Annotated in this window: 19 protein-coding genes and 1 pseudogene; 5 read left to right on the forward strand and 15 right to left on the reverse strand. The window is 70.4% G+C overall.

Translation table 11 applies throughout. The features are described 5' to 3' along the window. Positions 1-5 precede the first annotated feature (5 nt). Both erm and mgt read left to right on the forward strand, forming a co-directional pair. On the forward strand, positions 6-779 hold the full coding sequence (erm, locus tag QF027_RS36840; protein WP_307079496.1) for an ErmE/ErmH/ErmO/ErmR family 23S rRNA (adenine(2058)-N(6))-methyltransferase: 774 nt from the start codon (positions 6-8) through the stop codon (positions 777-779). An 88-nt stretch (positions 780-867) separates the two neighbouring features. After that, positions 868-2098, forward strand: a pseudogene (gene mgt / locus QF027_RS36845) (macrolide-inactivating glycosyltransferase). Positions 2099-2171: 73 nt separating this feature from the next. Here mgt and QF027_RS36850 read toward each other — a convergent pair. After that, complete coding sequence (locus tag QF027_RS36850; protein WP_307079498.1) at positions 2172-4436, reverse strand: MMPL family transporter; 2265 nt, start codon at positions 4434-4436, stop codon at positions 2172-2174. A gap of 234 nt (positions 4437-4670) precedes the next feature. Between QF027_RS36850 and QF027_RS36855 the strand changes: the two genes are divergently transcribed. Genes QF027_RS36855 through QF027_RS36865 form a run of 3 tightly spaced genes read left to right on the forward strand, consistent with a single transcriptional unit; the run spans position 4671 to position 6673 of the window. Continuing rightward, positions 4671-5219: a DUF1697 domain-containing protein gene (locus tag QF027_RS36855; RefSeq protein WP_307079500.1), complete on the forward strand. Its 549-nt coding sequence runs from the start codon at positions 4671-4673 to the stop codon at positions 5217-5219. Then, the gene (locus QF027_RS36860) at positions 5212-5577 is read left to right on the forward strand and encodes a nuclear transport factor 2 family protein (protein ID WP_307079502.1); all 366 of its coding nucleotides are present in this window, start codon (positions 5212-5214) and stop codon (positions 5575-5577) included. Before QF027_RS36855 ends, QF027_RS36860 begins: the two co-directional genes overlap by 8 nt. Positions 5578-5623: 46 nt before the next feature. Further along, the gene (locus QF027_RS36865) at positions 5624-6673 is read left to right on the forward strand and encodes a ketopantoate reductase family protein (protein WP_307079504.1); all 1050 of its coding nucleotides are present in this window, start codon (positions 5624-5626) and stop codon (positions 6671-6673) included. A 7-nt stretch (positions 6674-6680) separates the two neighbouring features. On the opposite strand, the gene QF027_RS36870 is transcribed toward QF027_RS36865, so the two are convergent. The 14 genes from QF027_RS36870 to QF027_RS36930 all read right to left on the reverse strand — a co-directional run bounded on the left by QF027_RS36870 (position 6681) and on the right by QF027_RS36930 (position 19558). After that, positions 6681-7415 (reverse strand): sirohydrochlorin chelatase, encoded by a 735-nt coding sequence (locus QF027_RS36870; protein ID WP_307079505.1) that lies wholly within the window; start codon positions 7413-7415, stop codon positions 6681-6683. Between the two features lie 5 nt (positions 7416-7420). After that, on the reverse strand, positions 7421-8299 hold the full coding sequence (locus tag QF027_RS36875; RefSeq protein WP_306974893.1) for an ABC transporter permease: 879 nt from the start codon (positions 8297-8299) through the stop codon (positions 7421-7423). Continuing rightward, positions 8286-9071 (reverse strand): ABC transporter ATP-binding protein, encoded by a 786-nt coding sequence (locus QF027_RS36880; protein ID WP_307079507.1) that lies wholly within the window; start codon positions 9069-9071, stop codon positions 8286-8288. The genes QF027_RS36875 and QF027_RS36880 overlap by 14 nt, the downstream gene beginning before the upstream one ends. A gap of 35 nt (positions 9072-9106) precedes the next feature. Then, positions 9107-10210 carry an aliphatic sulfonate ABC transporter substrate-binding protein gene (locus tag QF027_RS36885; RefSeq protein WP_307079509.1) on the reverse strand — a complete coding sequence of 368 codons (1104 nt, stop codon included), beginning with the start codon at positions 10208-10210 and terminating at the stop codon, positions 9107-9109. Between the two features lie 222 nt (positions 10211-10432). After that, on the reverse strand, positions 10433-11761 hold the full coding sequence (locus tag QF027_RS36890) for a sulfate adenylyltransferase subunit 1 (protein ID WP_306974889.1): 1329 nt from the start codon (positions 11759-11761) through the stop codon (positions 10433-10435). Between the two features lie 2 nt (positions 11762-11763). Beyond that, positions 11764-12702, reverse strand: a complete 939-nt coding sequence (gene cysD / locus QF027_RS36895) for a sulfate adenylyltransferase subunit CysD (RefSeq protein ID WP_306974888.1) — start codon at positions 12700-12702, stop codon at positions 11764-11766. Continuing rightward, complete coding sequence (gene cysC / locus QF027_RS36900) at positions 12699-13262, reverse strand: adenylyl-sulfate kinase (RefSeq protein ID WP_007385534.1); 564 nt, start codon at positions 13260-13262, stop codon at positions 12699-12701. The genes cysD and cysC overlap by 4 nt, the downstream gene beginning before the upstream one ends. After that, positions 13259-13969 (reverse strand): phosphoadenylyl-sulfate reductase, encoded by a 711-nt coding sequence (locus tag QF027_RS36905; protein WP_059207011.1) that lies wholly within the window; start codon positions 13967-13969, stop codon positions 13259-13261. Before QF027_RS36905 ends, cysC begins: the two co-directional genes overlap by 4 nt. After that, positions 13966-14145 carry a hypothetical protein gene (locus QF027_RS36910; protein WP_306974882.1) on the reverse strand — a complete coding sequence of 60 codons (180 nt, stop codon included), beginning with the start codon at positions 14143-14145 and terminating at the stop codon, positions 13966-13968. Before QF027_RS36910 ends, QF027_RS36905 begins: the two co-directional genes overlap by 4 nt. 31 nt (positions 14146-14176) lie before the next feature. Continuing rightward, positions 14177-15874 carry a nitrite/sulfite reductase gene (locus QF027_RS36915; RefSeq protein ID WP_307079511.1) on the reverse strand — a complete coding sequence of 566 codons (1698 nt, stop codon included), beginning with the start codon at positions 15872-15874 and terminating at the stop codon, positions 14177-14179. 126 nt (positions 15875-16000) lie between these two features. Further along, positions 16001-16084, reverse strand: coding sequence for a putative leader peptide (locus QF027_RS49755; RefSeq protein ID WP_349817346.1), 84 nt, complete (start codon positions 16082-16084; stop codon positions 16001-16003). Positions 16085-16211: 127 nt separating this feature from the next. Beyond that, positions 16212-16784, reverse strand: coding sequence for a GNAT family N-acetyltransferase (locus QF027_RS36920; protein ID WP_307079514.1), 573 nt, complete (start codon positions 16782-16784; stop codon positions 16212-16214). 17 nt (positions 16785-16801) lie between these two features. Then, positions 16802-18097, reverse strand: coding sequence for a hypothetical protein (locus QF027_RS36925; RefSeq protein WP_306974876.1), 1296 nt, complete (start codon positions 18095-18097; stop codon positions 16802-16804). Between the two features lie 171 nt (positions 18098-18268). Beyond that, a complete protein-coding gene (locus QF027_RS36930) occupies positions 18269-19558 on the reverse strand; it encodes a GAF domain-containing protein (protein WP_307079516.1) in 1290 nt (429 codons plus the stop codon). Positions 19559-19636 lie beyond the last annotated feature (78 nt).

Raw genomic sequence — 19636 nt, forward strand, 5'->3', positions numbered from 1 at the left:
TGGCCATGGGCCGTCCCACCCGCGCTTCCCGCGCGCTCTCGCAGAACTTCCTCACCGACCGCGGCGCCGCCGCACGCCTCGCCGGACTCGCCGTACCGCGACCGACCCCGCTGCTGCTCGAAGTCGGCGCGGGAAAGGGCGCGTTGACCGAGTTGCTCGCCCCGCGCTGCCGCCGGCTGCGCGCGTACGAGATCGACTCGCGGCTCGTCCCCGCGCTCCGGGAGCGCTTCTCGGACGCCCCGCAAGTGCAGGTGATCGAGGGGGACTTCCTCGTCGCTCGACCGCCCCGCGCTCGGTTCGCCGTCGCCGGTAACGTGCCCTTCTCGCGGACCGCGGACATCGTCGACTGGTGTCTGCGGGCTCCCGCCCTCGCCGACGCGACACTCCTCACCCAGCTCGAGTACGCCCGTAAGCGCACCGGGGACTACGGGAGGTGGACGCAGGTGACGGTCCTGAGCTGGCCCCGTCATGAATGGCGGCTGGTCGGCCGTGTCGGCCGGCACAGTTTCCGGCCCGCACCACGGGTGGACGCGGGCATCCTCCGGATCGAGCGCCGGCGTACACCGTTGCTCGGGCCCGCGGCGCTGCACGGCTGGCGGCACCTGGTCGAGCTCGGCTTCTCGGGAGTCGGCGGGTCGCTGCATGCGTCCCTGTGCCGGGCCCATCCCCGGCGGCGGGTGGACGCGGCGTTTCGCGCCGCGGGGCTCGACCGGAGGCTGTTGGTGGGCGAGGTGGCACCGGACAACTGGCTGCGGCTGTACAAGGCGCTGATGCCGTGAGCGGGCCCAGTGGCGCGGGGAACTTCGCGAACAGCCACGACGGCGCCGCGGACAACGGACGCCGCGCAGCTCCGAACGCCCCAGCAGGTTGCACGAGACGTATCGTCTCGCCTAGCCTCCCTGTCATGACCACCCGCTCGCACATCGCCATGTTCTCCATCGCCGCTCACGGCCACGTGAACCCCAGCCTCGAGGTGATCCGCGAGCTCGTGGCACGCGGGCACCGGGTCACGTACGCCGTCCCGCCCCTGTTCGCCGAGAAGGTCGCCGAGACCGGCGCCGAGGTGAAGCCCTGGAACTCGACCCTCCCCCGTCCCGACGACGACCCGGCGGCCTGGGGCACCGAGCTGCTCGACCACGTGGAGCTCTTCCTCGCCGACGCGATCCAGGCCCTGCCGCAGCAGGTCGAGGCGTACGACGGTGACCGACCGGATCTCGTCCTGCATGACATCACCGCCTACCCGGCCCGCATCCTCGCCCACCGCTGGGGCGTGCCGGCGATCTCCCTCTCGCCGAACCTCGTCGCCTGGCAGGGCTACGAGGAGGAGGTCGCCGAACCGATGTGGGCCGAGCCCAAGAAGACCGAGCGCGGGCAGGCCTATTACGCCCGCTTCCAGAGCTGGCTGGCGGAGAACGGGGTCGCCATGCACCCGGACACCTTCGTCGGCCGTCCCGACCGCTCTCTCGTGCTGATCCCGAAGGCTCTGCAGCCGAACGCCGACCGGGTCGACGAGAGCGTGTACACCTTCGTCGGCGCCTGTCAGGGCGACCGCGGAGCTGAGGGGGAGTGGCAGCGGCCGGCCGCTGCGGAGAGGGTGGCGCTGGTCTCGCTCGGTTCCTCGTTCACCCGGCGGCCCGATTTCTACCGGGAATGCGTCAGGGCCTTCGGTGACCTCCCCGGCTGGCACCTCGTGCTCCAGATCGGCCGGCACGTGGACCCGGCCGAACTCGGCACCGTGCCGGACAACGTCGAAGTACGCGCCTGGGTACCGCAGTTGGCGATCCTCAAGCAGGCCGACCTGTTCGTCACGCACGCCGGCGCGGGCGGGAGCCAGGAGGGACTGGCGACCGCCACGCCGATGATCGCCGTACCGCAGGCCGTGGACCAGTTCGGCAACGCGGACATGCTCCAGGGCCTCGGTGTCGCCCGCCGGATCGACACCGAGGAGGCGACCGCCGAGGCCCTGAAAGCGGCCGCCCTCGCGCTGGTCGACGACCCCGAAGTCGCCCGGAAACTGAAGGAGATCCAGGCGGAGACGGCGCAGGAGGGCGGCACCCGCAGGGCGGCCGACCTCATCGAGGCGGCACTGCCCGCATGAGCGAGGGCCCGTTGGTACCCCGGTGACCAACGGGCCCTCAGTACAAGGGGGTTCAGCCTTCGCCGAGGAAGGCTCAGACCCTCAGGGGCTCACCCTCGTCGTCCCGCGCCGCGGGCGCCGCCACGGCGTCCGCGGCCTCGTCGTGGGTGAGGTCGGGCAGCCGGTTCAGCCACTTGGGCAGATACCAGTTGCGCTCACCGAGCAGCGCCATCACCGCCGGGAGCAGCACGCCCCGGATGATCGTCGCGTCGATGAGCACCGCGGCCGCGAGGCCCACGCCCATCTGCTTCATGGACTGCATGGACAGCGTCCCGAAGATCGCGAAGACGGCGACCATGATGACGGCGGCGCTGGTGACGACACCGGCCGTGGTGACCACGCCGTGCTGGATCGCGTCCTTCGTCGTACGGCCCCGCAGGCGTGCCTCGCGGATCCGGGAGACCACGAACACGTGGTAGTCCATCGACAGGCCGAACAGGATCACGAAGAGGAACAGCGGCAACCAGGTGATGATGGCGCCGACGCCCTCCGCGCCCACCAGCGAGGCACCCCAGCCGTGCTGGAAGACGGCGACGAGGATGCCGTAAGCGGCGCCCACCGACAGCAGGTTGAGCACGATCGAGGTGATCGCGACCGTCAGCGAGCGGAACGACAGCAGCATCAGGACGAAGGCGAAGACCACCACGAACGCGAAGACCGGGACGACCGCTCCGGTCAGCTGGTCGTTGAAGTCCTCGGAACCCGCCACCTGTCCGGTGATCGGCGCCTCGACACCGTCGACCTTGCCGAGCGTGGCCGGACGTACCTCGTCGCGCAGCGTGTCCAGGCTCCGACCGGCCTTGTCGAAGTCGGATCCGCCCACCAGCGGGACGTACACGAAGGCGAGGTTCTGCGCGTCGTGCAGCTTGATCTCGACCGGGCCCCGCGAGGCACCCGAGGAGATCGCCCGCTCCTTGAACTCGGCCAGCGCGCCGGTGACTTCGGGTGCGTTGATGTCGGCCGCCTTGACGACCACCTCGGCCGGGTCGGAACCGCCGGGGAAGGCGTCGTTGACCCGGTTGTACGTCTGCACGATCGGCAGCGAGTCGCCGAACTCCTGGTCCAGGGTGAGGTTCTGGGTCTTCATGCCGAGCGCGGGTGCCGCGATGGCGAGCAGGGCGCCGGCCGCGACCACGACCGAGACGACGGGCTTGGCGAGGACACCCTTCAGCACGGCCGTCCAGAACCGGCTCTCCCGGTTGCCGCTCCGCTTGCGGCGCAGCCGGCTCTCCGGGTGCAGGAAGGGGATCTTGCCCTTCTCGACCCGCTCGCCCAGCAGCGAGAGCAGGGCGGGCAGCACGGTCACGGAACCGACCATGGCGACCGCCACGACCATCAGCGAGGCCAGGCCCATCGCCTCGAACTCGGCGAGCCCGGTGAACAGCATGCCCGCCATCGCCACGCACACCGTGACACCCGAGACGATGATCGCGCGGCCGCTGGTGGCGGCGGCGATCCGCAGAGCGGTCTGCGGGTCCCGTCCGGCCTGCCGCTCCTCGCGCTCACGGCGCAGGTAGAACAGGCAGTAGTCGACGCCCACGGCCAGACCGACCAGCAGCATCACGGAGTTGGCGGTGTCGCTCATCGGCATCACATGGCTGACGACGCCCATCAGACCCATGGTCGCCATGATGGCGCTGACGGCCAGAAGCACCGGCAGCAAGGCCGCGACCAGGGCCCCGAACGCGATGAGCAGGATGCCGAGGGCCACCGGTACCGCGGAGAGCTCGGCCTTCTCGAAGTCGTCGCCGAACGCGTCGGAGAACGTCTTCATCATGCTGGCACCGCCGATCTCCTCGATCCGCAGCGACGCGTGCTCCTTCTGCACCCCCTCGACGGCCTTCAGCACCGGCTCGACCCGGTCACCGGCGGAGTCCGCCTCGCCGCGCATGTCGAACTGCACGAGTGCGCTGCGACCGTCCTTGGAGATCGTGTTCGTGTCGTACGGCGACGTCACGTCCGTGGCCTTACCGGTGCCCTCGACCGCCTTCACGACCGCGGCGACGGCGGCCCTGAAGTCGGCGTCGGTCGCCTTGACGCCGGCGTCCCTGGACTGGATCAGCACCGTCTCACTGGCCGGCTCGTCGATCCCGGCGTCATCGATGATCTTCGCGGCGGTGTGGGTCTCTCCCTTCAGCTGGTCGCTGTCCTTGACGTCGACCCGGCCCGCCGCCGAGCCGAGCCCCATCGCCAGAACGACGAACAGCACCCAGACACCTACGGCAGCCCATCGGTGCCGTGCGCTCCAGCCGCCGGCCCGGGCGGCCAGGCCCCGCACCCTTGTGTCTCCGTTCCCCATGACGGGCTTGCCCCCTTGTGAGCGGTGGCAGCCCCCTGCCGCCACCTTTCGTTTCGAAGGTATGGGCCGGATAAGGCCATCTCGTCGTGCTGTCCGGTGAGGTGCGCCGGGCACCAGCTCCTCCCAAGGGACCGCGCGCCCTCCGTACTGGGGAGGACCGTGACCCTTACATCTAACGGCCCTTGTGCGGGGCGATGATCGGGGTCCACGCGCAGGCCGTCCTAGGGTGTGCGCATGACTACCACGTATGCGGCGCTGCTGCGCGGAATCAATGTCGGCGGCAGCAGGAAGGTCCCCATGGCCGACCTGCGCACCCTGATGGAAGACCTCGGACACGGTGGTGTACGCAGCTACCTCCAGAGCGGGCAGGCCGTGTTCACCGCAGACCACGGCGACGAGGAGACCCTGACCGCCGAGCTCGCGGGCGCGATCGAGAAGCGGTTCGGCTTCGCGGTCGACGTGATCGTCCGCGACCACGCCTACCTGAAGGCCGTCGCCGAGGCCTGTCCCTTCCCGGCCGCCGAGCTGGAGGCCAAACAGCTCCACGTCACCTACTTCTCCGCGCCCGTCGACGCGGACCGCTTCGCGGAGATCGACCAGGCCGCCTACCTCCCGGAGGAGTTCCGCCTCGGCGACCGCGCCCTGTACCTGTACGCCCCGAACGGCCTCGGCCGCTCCAAGCTCGCCGAGCATCTGTCCAAACCGAGGCTGAACAAGGGCGTGATCGCCACCAGCCGCAACTGGAACACCGTCGTCAAGATGGTGGAGATGACGGGTGCCTGACCGCGATCCCGCCGTGGAGGCCGCCGTTCAGGGCGAGTTGCGGCTCCTGGACCCCGAGGTACGCGCCTCGCCCGAGCTGGTGGGCGCGCTGCTGCACCCCGAGTTCCACGAATTCGGCGCGTCCGGGCGGCACTGGAACCGCGCGTCGATCATCGCCGCCCTCGCCGGGGCCTCGGACCAGGAGGCCGAGCCGATCGCCGCGTCCGGGATGAAGGGGGTTCGACTCGCGCCGGACGTCGTTCATCTCACCTTCGACACGGAGCACAACGGCGGCCGGGCACACCGCAGTTCACTGTGGCGGCGCACCCCGAGCGGGTGGCTGCTGTACTTTCACCAGGCGACGCCGTTCGCAGGATGACCCACCGGACGCACAGCGGTCGACACCGCTGTGCCAGGCTCCTCCCATGCGCTACATCATCATCGGGGCAGGGGCGGTCGGCGGGGCCGTCGGTGGGCGGCTCGCGGGGGCCGGGCACGAGGTCGTTCTGGTCGCGCGGGGCGCGCAGTACGCGGCGCTCAGGGACGGCGGGCTGCGGCTGAGAGTGCCGGAGGGCGAGTTCACCCACCGGCTCCCGGTCGTGGAGGGGCCGGCCGGACTCGGCGTACTGCGCGCCGACGACGTGCTCGTCCTCGCCGTGAAGACCCAGGACACGGAAGGCGCCCTGGACGCGTGGGGCCCGGCCCCGGTCGAGGGCGGCGGCACTGCGGCCGAGCGGCTGCCGCTGCTGTGCGCGCAGAACGGCGTGGAGGGGCAGCGCGTGGCCCTGCGGCGATTCCGGCAGGTGTACGGCGTCTGCGTCTGGCTGCCGGCGACCTTCGTGGAACCCGGGTTCGTCTCCGCCGCGGGCAGCCCGCTCACCGGCATCCTGCACCTGGGCGTGTACCCGCACGGCACGGACGAGACCGCCCGGCGGATCGCCGCCGACCTGGAGAAGTCGAGGTTCGAGGCACCGGTCGTGCCGGACCTCGCCCGCTGGCAGTACGCCAAGCTGCTGTCCAACCTCGCCAACGCCGTCGAGGCGGTCGCCGGACCCCTCGAGGACGGACAGGCCGTGGCGCTCGTCGAGCGGGTACAGGCCGAGGGCGTGGCCGTGCTGGAGGCCGCCGGAATCGCGTACACGAGTCCCGAGGAACAGCGAGAGGTCCGGGGCGACAAGATCACCCTGCTGCCCCTCGACGACGCCCCGCGCGGCGGCGGCTCCTCCTGGCAGTCCCTCACCCGTGGCACCGGCACCATCGAGGCCGACTACCTCAACGGCGAGATCGCCCTCCTCGGCCGCCTGCACGGTGTCCCGACCCCGCTGAACGACCTCCTCCAGCGGCTCGCCAACACCTACGCCCGCGAACGCAGGGAGGCCGGGTCAATGCCGGTGGGAGAGCTGGTACGGCTGGCCGACGAGGCGGTTGCAGCCGTAGAAAAGCAGCGCTCGGGAAATCAGCGCTCCGGAAAGTAGCGCCGCCTCACGCACTCACCGGCAGCAGTACCCGCGCCGACGCGGTGTCGTACCGCCGCAGCAGCACCCGCGCCACCTCCGGCGCGGGACCCAGCACCTCGGCCAGGACGTCCGCCTCGGCCGCGCCCCGCGCGATGCGGTCGGGCAGGAACCCCGGGGCGAGCACGTACGGCGCTACGGCCACCTTCGCGCAGCCGAGAGCCCGCAGCTCCCGCACCGCGTCCTCGGTGCAGGGCAGGGCCGCGGAGGCGAACGCAGGCCGCACGGCGCACCAACCGGTGTGCCGCCACTCCCGCGCGATGTCAGCGATCACTGCGATCGCCTCCGGGTCGGTGGACCCCGCCGAGGCCAGCACGACCCCGGTCGAGGACTTGTCGGCGGGCGTCAACCCCGCCTGGTACAGCCGCCGTTCGAGCGCCGACAGCAGCAGCGGCGACGGGCCGAGCACCTCCGCCTGCCGGATCCGCAGCTGCGGCGGCGCGTCCCGCAGCACCGCGGGGATGTCCGCCTTCGCATGGAACGCTCGCGTCAACAGCAGTGGCAGCGCCACGACGTCACGGACGCCCTGTGCCGCCAGGGACTCCAACACCCCCTGCACGGAGGGGATGTTGAAGTCCAGGAAGCCCGTCTCCACCCGTACGTCCGGGCGCAGCGAGCGCACCTGGCGTACGAGAGCGTGCACCGTCGCGGCATGCCGCGGGTCGCGGCTGCCGTGGGCGATGACCAGGAGTACGGGCTTCATGGGACTCAGCTCTTCACCAGCAGACCGCGGCTGCGCAGCACCCACCGCTCCAGCGGGCTGAAGATCAGCAGGTCGATCGCGATGCCGACGAACAGGATGAGCAGGATCGCCTCGAACACCATGGCCATGTCGCTGTTGGTGCGGCCGTTCTCCAGCAGCTGGCCCAGGCCCACGCCCAGGTCGGGGAACTGGGCGATGATCTCCGCGGCCATCAGCGAGCGCCAGGAGAACGCCCAGCCCTGCTTGAGGCCCGCCACATAGCCGGGCAGCGCGGCAGGCAGCGTGATGTGCCAGATGCCCTTGATGCCCGTCGCACCCATCGTGCGGCCGGCCCGCAGGAACAGCGGCGGCACCTGATCGACGCCGGACACCAGGCCGTTGGCGATGGAGGGGACCGCGCCGAGCAGGATCACGGCGTACATCATGGAGTTGTTCAGGCCCAGCCAGATCACGGCCGGCGGCACCCATGCCACCGACGGCAGCGACTGGAGGCCGGACAGGATCGGGCCGATGGCCGCGCGGATGAACCTCACCCGGGCCACGATCAGGCCCAGCGGGGTGCCGATGAGCAGCGCGAAGAAGAAGCCCAGCAGACCGCGCGAGACACTGGTCCAGATGTAGCCGAGCAGATCGCCCTGGAGCCAGGCCTCCTTGAACGTGGATCCCACAGCCGCCGGCGACGGCAGCTTGGACGGGTTGTCGACGATCGGGTAGAGGAGCGCCCAGACCGCGAGGACCACCGCGAGCGCGATGACCGGCGGAAGGATCTTGTTGACGAGGGTCTGCCGGAGGGTCGGGCGGCCGGTGGCCTGGGTCTCCAGCGCGTCGAGGCCCGCCTCTACGCTCCCGGCGTCCTGGGCCGGTGTCGTGTCAGTGCTGGCCATGACGGCGGATCTCCCCACGCAGTTCTTCGGTGATCTCACGGGCCAGTTCGGCCACGGGCGCGTCCTCGATGCGACGCGGCTGCGGGATGTCGACCGTCCACTCGCGCGCGATCCGGCCGGGACGGGAGGACAGCAGGATCACGCGCTGCGCGAGCCGTACCGCCTCGCGCACGTTGTGCGTGACGAACAGGACGGAGATCCCGGTCTCCGTCCAGATCCGGGTGATCTCGTCGTGCAGCACATCCCGCGTGATGGCGTCGAGGGCCGCGAACGGCTCGTCCATCAGCAGTAGGTTGCTCTCCTGCCCCAGCGCGCGGGCCAGTGCCACACGCTGGCGCATACCGCCCGACAGCTCGTGGACGCGCTTGCCGTACGCGCCCTTCAACCGGACCAGTTCGAGCAGCTCCTCGGCCTTGCCGCGCCGCTCGGGCTTGGGAACTCCCCTGAGCTTCAGGGCGAGTTCGATGTTCTTGCCCGCGGTCAGCCACGGGAAGAGGGCGTGCTCCTGGAACATCAGGGCCGGGCGGCCGTCGGTCGTGATGGCGCCCGTGCTGGGCTGGTCCAGCCCCGCCACCAGGTTCAGCAGCGTGGACTTACCGCAGCCCGAGGCCCCCAGGAGGGTGACGAACTCGCCCGGCGCGACATCGATGCTGATGTCGTCCAGGACGAGCTGCTGTCCACCCGGTCCCGCGAAGGACTTCGAGACGTGGTCGAGGCGTGCGGCGTACTCGACGGACTCGTCGGCCTTGGCGAGCGTCGTGGTCGTGGCCATGGTCGTCACCTCCTGGGAACTCTTCGGGGACCGGGTCAGCTGGTGCCGAGACCGGCGGCGTCGACCGGGGACTCGCCGTCGGCCTTGAGGACCTTGTTGAGGATCGTGAGGTCGTAGATCCCGTTCAGGTCGGGCTTCTTCAGCAGACCGGCCGTGACCGCGTGCTCGGCCTCAGTGTTGAGCGTGGCGGCCAGCGGGTCGTTGGTGAACTGGATCGACTTCCAGGCCGGGTCCAGGACCTCGGGCTTGAGCGCCTTGCCGGAGTCCGCCTCCAGCTGCTTGTTCGCCGCCGCCTTCGCCGCGTCCGGATTGGCGTTGATCCACTTGTTGGCTTCCACCGACGCCTTCAGGACGGCCTCGACCGCCTTCGGGTGCTCCTTGAGGAAGTCCTGCCGCACGATGATGTTCGTGATCACGAACTTCTTGTCCGGCCACAGCGACGCCTCGTCGAGCAGCACCTTGCCGCCCTCGGCGACCAGCTTCGACGCGGTCGGCTCCGGCACCCAGGCGCCGTCGATGGAACCGGCCTTGTAGGCGTCCGGCGTGATCTTGTTGTCCGTGCGGACGACGGTGACGTCACCCTTGCCGCTCTGCGCGTCGACCTTCCAGCCCTGGTCGGCGATCCAGTTGAGGAACGCCACGTCCTGCGTGTTGCCGAGCTGCGGGGTGGCGATCTTCTTGCCCTTGACGTCCTTGAGGGACTTGATCTTGTCCGGGTTGACGACCAGCTTCACACCGCCGGAGGCCGAACCACCGATGATCTTCAGGCTCTTGCCGCCCGACTTGACGTAGCCGTTGATCGACGGGGAGGGGCCGATCCAGCCGATGTCGATCGACTTGGAGTTGAGCGCCTCGATCTCGGACGGCCCGGCGTTGAAGGTCGCGTACGAGGCCTTGGTGGCCCCGAGCTCCTTCTGGAAGAAGCCCTTGTTCACCCCGACGAGCGCGGTGCCATGGGTCAGGTTGCCGAAGTAGCCGATCTTGACGGAGTCGAGCCCGTCGATCTTCTTGGCCCCGGCGGCGACCTTGGCGGTGCCGTCGTCCTTCGCCTCGGAGCCGTAACCGCAGGCGGCGAGCGTGAGAAGGGGCAGTGCGGCCATGACCGCGAAGGTGCGGCGAAGAGCGGATGTAGCAGGCACGGGAGGTGTTCCTCTCGGAGGCCCGGCGGTCACGGTCTTTCAGGTCGTGGCCGGGAGGTCGGCAGGTCTGCGTCTACGGCTGTGGGGGGACGGGGCGCGCAAGCGGTGCGCGTACGTCAGCGCACACATCGCGCCACTCCGCCCTGCCCGCTGCCGAGCGCGCCGCTGCCTACGCGGCCGCCCTCCTTCGCGAACGTGGAGTAGTAGTCGGTGGAGTTCATGTCAGAAGTCCCACCCGTCGTCCTCGGACTCGACCTTGACGGGCTCCGGGGACGCGAACGACTCGCCGACCATGCCCGCGGTGAGCGTGGTGCCGTCGTTCGGGTCGATGAGGATGAACGACCCGGTGCGCCGCGAGTCGGAGTAGGAGTCGACGGGCAACGGCTCGGCGGTACGGATCTTCACCCGGCCGATGTCGTTGGCGACGAGCTGTCCCGGGTGCGGGTGCAGGGACAGGTCGTCGAGCGTGAGGCGGGACGGGATGTCCTTGACGATCGCCTTGACCGTGCGGGTGCCGTGCTTGAGCAGTACCCGGTGGCCGACGGTCAGCGGGGCGTCGGCGACGTGGCACACGGTCGCCTCGATGTCCTGGGTGGTCGGCGGGGCGTCCTTGCTGGGCACCAGCAGGTCACCGCGCGAGATGTCGATGTCGTCCTCCAGGAGGATCGTCACCGACTGGGTCGTCCAGGCGACGTCGACCGGCTCACCGAGCAGGTCGATGCCGGCGATCTTCGTGGAACGGCCCGACGGCAGCACGGTGATCTGCTCGCCGACGTGGAAGGAGCCGGCGGCGATCTGACCGGCGTAGCCCCGGTAGTCGGGGTGCTCGGCGGTCTGCGGCCGGATCACGTACTGCACGGGAAGGCGGGCGTGGCAGTGGCTCAGGTCGTGGGTGACCGGGACCGTCTCCAGGTGCTCCAGGACGGTCGGGCCGCCGTACCAGTCCATGTTCGCGGACGGCTCCACCACGTTGTCACCGGCGAGCGCCGAGATCGGGATCGCGGTGACCTCCGGGACGCCCAGTTCGAGCGCGTACGCCGTGAACTCCTCGGCGATCGCCGCGAAGACGGACTCCTTGTAGTCGACCAGGTCCATCTTGTTGACGGCGAGCACCACATGCGGCACCCGCAGCAGCGCCGCGAGGGCGGCGTGCCGGCGGGTCTGCTCGACGACGCCGTTGCGGGCGTCGATGAGGATCACCGTCAGCTCGGCGGTGGAGGCACCCGTCACCATGTTGCGGGTGTACTGCACGTGGCCGGGCGTGTCGGCGAGGATGAACCGGCGCTTCGGCGTCGCGAAGTAGCGGTACGCGACGTCGATGGTGATGCCCTGCTCGCGCTCGGCGCGCAGGCCGTCCGTCAGCAGCGCGAGGTCCGGGCCCTCGGCGCCCCGGCTCGCCGACGCGCGCTCCACGGCCTCCAGCTGATCCGTGAGGATCGACTTGGAGTCGTGCAGCAGCCGGCCGACGAGCGTCGACTTGCCGTCGTCGACCGAACCGGCGGTCGCGAACCGCAGAAGGGTCGTCTCGGTGAGTTCCGTGGTGGTGCTCATGCTTAGAAGTACCCCTCGCGCTTACGGTCTTCCATCGCGGCCTCGGACATCTTGTCGTCGGCGCGGGTGGCGCCGCGCTCGGTGAGCCGGGAGGCGGCGATCTCCGTGATGACCTGCTCCAGCGTCACGGCGTCGGAGTCCACGGCACCCGTGCAGGACATGTCACCGACGGTCCGGTAGCGCACGAGGCGCTTCTCGACGGTCTCGCCGTCCTTGGGGCCGCCCCACTCGCCCGCCGTCAGCCACATGCCGCCGCGCGAGAACACCTCACGCTCGTGGGCGAAGTAGATCTCCGGGAGCTCGATGCCCTCGCGGGCGATGTACTGCCACACGTCCAGCTCGGTCCAGTTGGACAGCGGGAAGACGCGGACGTGTTCGCCGGGGGCGTGGCGGCCGTTGTACAGGTTCCACAGTTCGGGGCGCTGGCGGCGCGGGTCCCACTGGGAGAACTCGTCCCGCAGCGAGAACACCCGCTCCTTGGCCCGGGCCTTCTCCTCGTCCCTGCGCCCACCGCCGAAGACGGCGTCGAACTTCTCCGCCTGGATCTTCTCGGTCAGCGGCAGCGTCTGCAGCGGGTTGCGCGTGCCGTCCGGACGCTCCTTGAGGACACCCCGGTCGATGTAGTCCTGCACGGAGGCGACATGCAGCCGCAGACCGTGCTGGGCGACCGTACGGTCCCGGTACTCCAGCACCTCGGGGAAGTTGTGCCCGGTGTCCACGTGCAGCAGCGAGAAGGGGACCGCCGCGGGGGCGAACGCCTTCAGCGCCAGATGCAGCATGACGATGGAGTCCTTGCCGCCGGAGAACAGAACCACCGGCCGCTCGAACTCACCCGCCACCTCACGGAAGATGTGCACCGCCTCGGACTCCAGCGCGTCCAGGTGGGACAGGGCGTACGGAGCCTCCGTGCCCTCATCCATCTTGGCAACGGTCGTCGTCATGCCAGTCCCCTCTCGGTGAGCAGCGCGTGGACGGCCGCCGCGGACTCCTGGACGGTCTGGTTCTGCGACTCGATCCGCAGATCGGGCGACTCGGGCTCCTCGTAGGGGTCGTCGACCCCGGTCAGCCCGGACAGTTCACCCGCGGCCTGCTTGGCGTACAGGCCCTTCACATCGCGCACGGAGCACACCTCGACCGGAGTCGCCACGTGGATCTCGAGGTAGGCCGCGCCGCTCTCCTGGTGGCGCTTGCGCACCGCGTCACGGCTGTCGGCGTAGGGCGCGATGACCGGGACCAGCGCCTTCACGCCGTTGCGGGCGAGCAGTTCGGCGAGGAAGCCGATGCGCTGCACGTTGGTGTGCCGGTCCTCGCGGCTGAAGCCGAGGCCCGCCGAGATGAACTCGCGGATCTCGTCGCCGTCGAGCACCTCGACGAGGTGGCCCTCCTCGCGCAGCCGGCCGGCCAGCTCGTACGCGATGGTGGTCTTGCCGGCACTCGGCAGACCCGTGAGCCAGACGGTGGCTCCGGTCGTCACGTGCAACTCCTTGGTAGATGTCGTCATCCGTGCAGCCCGCACTCGGTCTTGGCGCTGCCCGCCCAGCGGCCGGCGCGCGCGTCCTCGCCCTCCAGGACACGGCGGGTGCAGGGGGCGCAGCCGACGGAGGCGTAGCCGTCCATGAGCAGCGGGTTGGTGAGGACGCCGTGTTCCGCGACATACGCGTCCACGTCGTCCTGGGTCCAGCGGGCGATCGGGGAGATCTTGACCTTCTGCCGCTTCTCGTCCCAGCCGACCACCGGGGTGTTGGCCCGGGTCGGGGACTCGTCGCGGCGCAGACCGGTCGCCCAGGCCAGGTAGTCCTTCAGGCCCCGCTCCAGCGGCTCGACCTTACGCATCTTGCAGCACAGGTCGGGGTCGCGGTCGTGCAGCTTCGGGCCGAACTCCGCGTCCTGCTCGGCGACCGTCCGCGTCGGCGACAGCGTGATGACGTTCACGTCCATCACGGCCTCGACCGCGTCCCGGGTGCCGATGGTCTCCTCGAAGTGGTAGCCGGTGTCGAGGAAGACGACGTCGACGCCCTTGAGGACCCGGGACGCCAGATGTGCCACCACCGCGTCCTCCATCGAGGAGGTCACGCAGAAGCGCTTGCCGAAGGTGTCGACCGCCCACTGGAGGATCTCCAGTGCCGAGGCGTCCTCCAGGTCGCGGCCCGCCTGCTCGGCGAGCGCCTTGAGATCCTCGGTCGCGCGCTCTTCCTGAATCGCCGTCATATCTGATCTCCCCCTGCGTCGGTCTGCCGAAGGCCCCGGGCGAGCAGCCCGAGGAACTTCAACTGGAATGCGCGGTTGCACGCCGCGCATTCCCACGCGCCGTGAGACTGCTCGCTCGGACGGAGGTCCTCGTCGCCGCAGTAGGGGCAGTAGAAGGGGGCGGCCCGCTCGCTCATGGCCCCTCCTTTCGCTGTCGTTCGCTGACGCTCACGACAGTGCCTCCTCGCTGGCACGCGAGGCCCAGGCGGCGAAGCGCTCGCCCTCCTCGCGCTCGGCCTGGAACCGCTTCAGGACGCGCTCGACGTAGTCGGGCAGCTCCTCGGCGGTGACCTTCAGGCCACGCACCTTGCGGCCGAACGCGGCCTCCAGGCCGAGTGCGCCGCCCAGGTGCACCTGGTAGCCCTCGACCTGCTCGCCCCGGTCGTTGAGGACCAGCTGGCCTTTGAGACCGATGTCCGCCACCTGGATACGGGCGCAGGCGTTCGGGCAGCCGTTGAGGTTGATGGTGAGCGGCTCGTCGAAGTCCGGGATCCGGCGCTCCAGTTCGTCGATCAGGGAGGAGCCGCGCTGCTTGGTCTCGACGATGGCGAGCTTGCAGTACTCGATGCCGGTGCAGGCCATGGTGCCGCGTCGGAACGGGGAGGGCTTGGCGGTGAGGTCGAGTGCCTCCAGGGCCTCGACGAGCGGCTGGACCTGCGCCTCCTCGACATCGAGGATGATCATCTTCTGCTCGACGGTGGTCCGGACCCGGCCCGAGCCGTGCGCCTCCGCGACCTCGGCGATCTTCGTCAGCGTGGTGCCGTCGACGCGGCCGACGCGCGGGGCGAAGCCGACGTAGAACAGGCCGTCCTTCTGGCGGTGCACGCCGACGTGGTCGCGCCAGCGGCCCGAGGGCTCGGCGGGCGCGGGGCCGTCGACCAGCTTGCGCTTCAGGTAGTCGTCCTCCAGGACCTGGCGGAACTTCTCCGGGCCCCAGTCGGCGACGAGGAACTTCAGACGGGCCCGGGTGCGCAGGCGGCGGTAGCCCCAGTCGCGGAAGATGCCGACCACGCCGGCCCACACCTCGGGCACCTCGTCCAGCGGAACCCAGGCGCCGAGCCGGACGCCGAGCTTGGGGTTGGTGGACAGACCGCCACCGACCCACAGGTCGAAACCGGGGCCGTGCTCGGGGTGCTCGACGCCGACGAAGGCGATGTCGTTGATCTCGTGGACCACGTCGAGGAGCGGGGAGCCGGAGATCGCCGTCTTGAACTTGCGGGGCAGGTTGGAGAACTCCTTGCTGCCGATGTACCGCTCGTGGATCTCGTCGATCGCCCAGGAGCCGTCGATGATCTCGTCCTCGGCGATGCCGGCGACCGGCGAGCCGATGACGACACGCGGGCAGTCGCCGCAGGCCTCGGTGGTGGAAAGACCGACCGCCTCCAGGCGGTTCCAGATCTCCGGGACGTCCTCGATGCGGATCCAGTGGAGCTGGATGTTCTGCCGGTCGGTGACGTCCGCGCTGCCGCGCGCGAACTCCTCGGAGATCTCGCCGATCACGCGCAGTTGCTGGGTGGTGAGGCGTCCGCCGTCGATCCGCACCCGCAGCATGAAGTACTTGTCGTCCAGCTCCTCCGGCTCCAGGATCGCGGTCTTGCCGCCGTCGATCCCGGGCTTGCGCTGGGTGTACAGGCCCCACCAGCGCATCCGGCCACGCAGGTCGTTGGGGTCGATCGAGTCGAAGCCGCGCTTCGAGTAGATCGTCTCAATGCGTGTCCGCACATTGAGACCGTCGTCGTCCTTCTTGAACTGCTCGTTGCCGTTCAGCGGGGTGTGGTGCCCCGCGGCCCACTGACCCTCACCGCGGTGACGGCTCACCTTGCGGCGGGGCGCTGCGGCGGCAGGGTTCTGCGGGGTGGCGGCCATGTGTTCTACGTCCTTCGGGACAGGCGGAAAGCGGCTCTTACCTGCGCGTACGGGCGCATGGGTGTACCTGCGCGTCATTGCGCGGGGAGGAGAACGAGAGGATGTGCCGGGTGACGCTGCGGCTCGTCAGCGCACCGGACAGATGGCGCTGGACATGCGGCCGAGGTCGACGTGCCGCCGACTCACCAAGGCAATTCCAGTTCCAGACATGACGGAAGCGTGGCACGGCGATCTGGACACAGTCCAGCTTTATCCGCCATGTGGACACCCTTGTCTCGATAGGCGAGACTCGGGTGTCGTTGGTCACAAAGATCGCGAGGACTCTTGTTCCCGCAGGTCAGGCCGGGTAGGCCCCAGGCCAGGGGCCCGGCGCGGGTGCCTCGGCCTCCTCCTCGACCTGGGTGTCGAAGAGCTTGAAGCCACGGCGCTGGTAGTTGGCCATCGCGTGCTCGCCGTCCTTGGAGCAGGTGTGCAGCCAGACCCGCTTGGTGTCGGTCAGCCCCGGCCAGCGGTCCGCGAGGTCCCAGGCGCGAGCGGCGCCGTAGGAGAGGAGGTGGCCGCCGATCCGCTTGCCGCGGAACGCCGGGATCAGGCCGAAGTACTCGATCTCCACGACGCCGTCGTCCTGCGGGGCGAGTTCGACGTAGCCGGCGGGGGTGCCGCGGTCGTAGGCCACCCACGTCTCCACGCCGGGGCGCTCCAGGTGCTCCTGCCACTGTGCGTACGTCCACGAGAGCCGGTCGATCCAGCGGATGTCGCCGCCCACGGAGGCGTAGAGGTAGCGGCTGAACTCGGGGGAGGGGACTTCCGCGCGGCGGATCCGGACGTCGCCCTCCGGGGGTTCGGCCGGGAGAAGATCGGTCGGAGCGGTCTGTTCCAGGGACCACGTGGTCACGGGGATGTTCGGCATGCCGGTCAGGGAATCATCTATCCCAGAGATCTGTCGATCGAGGCCAGCGGCAGTGCGAACAGGACCCGGCCCGACTGGGACCACACGTCGCCCGTCTGTTCCCAGTACGACAGGGACTCCGACTCTCCGCTCCAGCAGTTGCGGGTCTCGTCCGTGCCGCAGCGGGCGGCCTTCGCGGGGTCCTTCGGGTTCTGGCGCCACAGGGTGCCGTGGTCGCCCTCGGTGTGGGCCGCGCGGCCCAGGTACCACTGGGAGTCGTGCGACAGGACGGGGCCGGAGCCGGACGCCTTGGTGACGTACGCCTCGGCCACGCGCGCGTAGCCGCCGGAGTCCGTGGCCAGGAGGCCGGAGCGGGCGGGGGAGGTGCTGAAGTCGTAGCGCCACACCCGGGTCCCGGCGTCGCCGTCCCCGGAGACCCACTCGCTCGCGACCAGGCTGTCCGGGGCGGTGCTGCGGTCCAGGGAGAGGTAGTCGGGGCGGGCGGCGCCCGTGTCGGAGGCCAGGCGGTAGGAGGCGACCGCGGGCAGGACCCACTGGGCGCCGTGCGCCGACCAGCCGCCGCGTACCTTGCCGACCGCGTCGCTGTCGACGGTGGCCCGCTGGACGCGGTTCATGTCGTAGACGTACAGCGCGTCGCCGTCGTCGCCGCTCGCGGTGACCAGCAGCTTGTTCTGGTACCAGACCATGCCGGACACCTGGGAGACGAGGCCGCGGTAGTCGCGCCCGCCGTCGACCGGGACGGCGAGGAGGACCCAGGAGTAGGTGGGTCGGTTCAGGTCGTCCGCGTCGACGAACGCGACCCGGGCCAGGCCCCCGTCGTGCGCCGCGGTACCGGTGCGGTTCCACGCGGAGAGGATCACGCGGTGGGCGCCCCACAGGCCGTCGTCGTCGGCGTCTCCGGAGGTGGTGACCGCCCCGGCCCGCCAGGAGCGGGTGTCGGCGGTGTCCCAGCAGTACGCGGCGGTGGCCTCCGGGGCCACGGGCAGCGCCCTGCGCTCGCCGGCTGTGCAGTCGATCGCGTCGCGCAGGCTCCGGTCGGCGGAGTCGAGGACGGCGGAGACGCCGGCCGGACGCCCCATCGCGGAAGAGAGCCGGTCGAGGTCGCTCTGCGGTATCCGGGATTCCTTCAGGCGCAGCGGGTCGGTCTCGGCGGCCGAGGTGAGCGGCTTCAGTGGGCCGGGATTGGCGGCGACCGTGGCCTGGGAGGCACTGATCATGGTGGCGGCGGCGGTCAGTGCGAGGGCGGTCCCGGCCAGGAAGGCGCGCAGCGCTTGGCCGCGCTTGCGCCTGCGGTGTCTGCCACGTTGCTTCATACCGTCCTCCCGAGGCGGGCCAACTGCGCCTGATGATCCGTACGTTGACCGAGGAGCAGGTGGGGTGGCCCGTAGGGGATGCTACGGCAGTAAAGCGCCGCTGGGGACGAAGACCCTGCAATTATGCGGAAGACGCACACTAGGGATGCGCGGTTCATCCCCTGGGGACACTCATTCGGCCGCCCGGGAGGCACGTGCCCCTTGCACGGCGGGGGCGGTCGAGTGCGGCAGCAGATCGCCCGGACGGCCCGGCAGCAGCACCTCGACCTCGGCGTCCTCGGAGAAACGATACGGCCGGTGTTCCAGAAACGCCCCGAGATAGCGCCGTACCCGGGACATCTCCGCGCGCACGGTCACCGTACGGCCCGGATCGCCGAACATGTCCTCGGCCAGGCCCGCCGCACTGCGGCCCGAGCGGTGCAGCGCCAGCAGGTAGAGCAACTCGGCGTGCCGGGGGCTCAGTTCGTGGCTCCAGGTGCCCGCGCCGCCCGACACCGTCACCGTCCAGCGGCGCGGCTGCGCGAGGTCCAGCACGATCCGGGTGACGCCCTGCGGCTCCGGTTCGTCGGCGGCGCGGATCAACCAGCCGCCCGCCAGCGGCTCCAGCGCGCACAGACCGAGCGCCGGCAGCCACCTTCGGCCCGGTGAGAGGGACTTGGGCAGCGCTATCCGGTTCGGATACGGCATTCCGGTCACGGCCGCCGTCCAGCCGTCCCGGTCCACCACCAGGGCCCGGCCGCTGAGCCGGGCGAGCACCGGCGCCGCCACGGCCCGCAGTTGCTCCAGAGTGCTCAGATGCAGCTCGCGCAGCCGTGACTCGGCGAGCTTGGCCACCGAGTCGACCCAGGCGAGCGTCGCCGGATGCATGGTGTCCAGCGGCCCGCTCACGTCGACCACGCCGATCAGCCGGCCGTCCCGCGGGTCCTTGATCGGGGCGCCGGTGCAGGTCCAGGAGGTCTGGGAGCGGACGAAGTGCTCGGAGGCGAAGACCTGGACGGGGCGGCGGACCACCACCGGGGTGCCGATGCCGTTCGTGCCGACGACGTCCTCCCGCCAGTCCGCGCCGAGTTCGAAGCCGGTGCCGTCCGCCTTGCGCAGCACGGGGGAGCTGCCCTCCCGCCACAGCACCCGGCCGTCCTCGTCGGCCACCACCATGATGTGGTGGGCGACGTCCGCGACCGACAGCAGCCCCTCCCGCAGGACCGGCAGGACGTGCCGGAGCGGGGTGTTCTCCCGGCGCCGCTGCACCTCCTCGGGCGCCAGCAGCCCCGACCGGAAGTCGTGGTCCGGGTCGACGCCGCCGCGCAGCATACGGGTCCAGGACTCCTCGATCACGGGTCGCGGAGCGACGGGCGCCGGCCGCCCGGACAGGGTGGCCGATCGGATGTCGTTCAGTACCCGGGCCGCACGTGCCGTGTCCAGGGTGGCTAGGTGGGTCACATGCGTCGGCGAGAGCGGCACTGGTCCTCCCGGTCCCGGGTCCATTGACTGTCCGTCTCATAGTGCCGGTCGTGTCTCGGGCAGGCACACAGTCCGCCC

This window comes from Streptomyces canus (assembly GCF_030816965.1).
Classification (GTDB): domain Bacteria; phylum Actinomycetota; class Actinomycetes; order Streptomycetales; family Streptomycetaceae; genus Streptomyces; species Streptomyces canus_E.

Coding starts and splice junctions, on each gene's coding strand:
- QF027_RS36870 (WP_307079505.1), bottom strand. CDS start 7,415: ATGAAGCCCGTACTCCTGGTCATCGCCCACGGCAGCCGCGACCCGCGG.
- cysD (WP_306974888.1), bottom strand. CDS start 12,702: ATGACGACGACCGTTGCCAAGATGGATGAGGGCACGGAGGCTCCGTAC.
- cysC (WP_007385534.1), bottom strand. CDS start 13,262: ATGACGACATCTACCAAGGAGTTGCACGTGACGACCGGAGCCACCGTC.
- QF027_RS49755 (WP_349817346.1), bottom strand. CDS start 16,084: ATGTCTGGAACTGGAATTGCCTTGGTGAGTCGGCGGCACGTCGACCTC.
- QF027_RS36880 (WP_307079507.1), bottom strand. CDS start 9,071: ATGGCCACGACCACGACGCTCGCCAAGGCCGACGAGTCCGTCGAGTAC.
- QF027_RS36915 (WP_307079511.1), bottom strand. CDS start 15,874: ATGGCCGCCACCCCGCAGAACCCTGCCGCCGCAGCGCCCCGCCGCAAG.
- QF027_RS36925 (WP_306974876.1), bottom strand. CDS start 18,097: ATGAAGCAACGTGGCAGACACCGCAGGCGCAAGCGCGGCCAAGCGCTG.
- QF027_RS36865 (WP_307079504.1), top strand. CDS start 5,624: ATGCGCTACATCATCATCGGGGCAGGGGCGGTCGGCGGGGCCGTCGGT.
- erm (WP_307079496.1), top strand. CDS start 6: ATGGGCCGTCCCACCCGCGCTTCCCGCGCGCTCTCGCAGAACTTCCTC.
- QF027_RS36920 (WP_307079514.1), bottom strand. CDS start 16,784: ATGCCGAACATCCCCGTGACCACGTGGTCCCTGGAACAGACCGCTCCG.
- QF027_RS36905 (WP_059207011.1), bottom strand. CDS start 13,969: ATGACGGCGATTCAGGAAGAGCGCGCGACCGAGGATCTCAAGGCGCTC.
- QF027_RS36850 (WP_307079498.1), bottom strand. CDS start 4,436: ATGGGGAACGGAGACACAAGGGTGCGGGGCCTGGCCGCCCGGGCCGGC.
- QF027_RS36855 (WP_307079500.1), top strand. CDS start 4,671: ATGACTACCACGTATGCGGCGCTGCTGCGCGGAATCAATGTCGGCGGC.
- QF027_RS36910 (WP_306974882.1), bottom strand. CDS start 14,145: ATGAGCGAGCGGGCCGCCCCCTTCTACTGCCCCTACTGCGGCGACGAG.
- QF027_RS36890 (WP_306974889.1), bottom strand. CDS start 11,761: ATGAGCACCACCACGGAACTCACCGAGACGACCCTTCTGCGGTTCGCG.
- QF027_RS36875 (WP_306974893.1), bottom strand. CDS start 8,299: ATGGCCAGCACTGACACGACACCGGCCCAGGACGCCGGGAGCGTAGAG.